The 901-nt window shown below is 41.7% G+C and carries 1 protein-coding gene; it reads left to right on the forward strand.

Going from position 1 to position 901, the window contains the following annotated elements; genetic code table 11:
- A partial coding sequence (locus tag ACYVTD_RS14290) for an RHS repeat-associated core domain-containing protein (protein ID WP_461248391.1) occupies positions 1-824 on the forward strand: 824 nt, incomplete at its 5' end.
- Between the last annotated feature and the right edge of the window lie 77 nt (positions 825-901).

Raw genomic sequence — 901 nt, forward strand, 5'->3', positions numbered from 1 at the left:
ATTTGCACGAGAGGATAGAGTACACGCCGTACGGGGAGATATGGGTGGAGCACAAATACGACCTGGCGGAAGGTGCGTTGCCGTACCGGTTTACGGGCAAGGAGCTGGACGAGGAGACTGGCTACTACTACTACGGAGCCAGATACCTGGATCCGAGAACGAGCAGGTGGATATCGACGGATCCCGCCATGGGGGATTATATACCCTCCGCGCCCGTCGACGACGAGGCGCGAAAAAGAAACGGCAATCTGCCTGGAATGGGCGGGGTGTTTAACGTCGTGAACCTGCACGTGTACCACTACGCGGGGAATAATCCGGTGAAGTATGTTGATCCCAATGGAACGGAAGTAAACTATAAAAAAGGTACCGATGATGTTTATGTAAAATATGAAAATAAAATTGATGGGAAACAAGGAGAAATGCTTGAGCCAGGGAAAAAATATCCACCAGGAGAAAACAACTTAAGAATTGATGGTGTAATAGCATATGATCGAAAAAAAGAGAGAATAGTAATATTCAAGATAAATGATTCCGATGATTCACCATTAAAACCTGTTAATACTAAAATAAGACAAAGAAAGGACGGTTCATACGAGTTTGGATTTAGTACTTTGTGGGATAGCATAAAAAATTGGTTAGGAGGCTTAAAAAAAAGTAAAGACCAAATTAAAGCAGATACATATTATTTGGATGACTTACCTGATAACCACGAGTTACGTAGTTGGTATAATGCTGCAAAAGAGGAGGAAAACAAGGTTAAAGCATGGGAAGCCGATATTCAGGAGAAAGCAAACCAAGAGAAGATAAACAAGGAAAACGAGTAATGCGGATTAAAATTATTTTTGTATGGTTATTCCCAATTATTACGCTTCTTCATGGTTCATGTTGTTCGGATGATAAA

The organism is Treponema sp. R6D11, assembly GCF_054786075.1.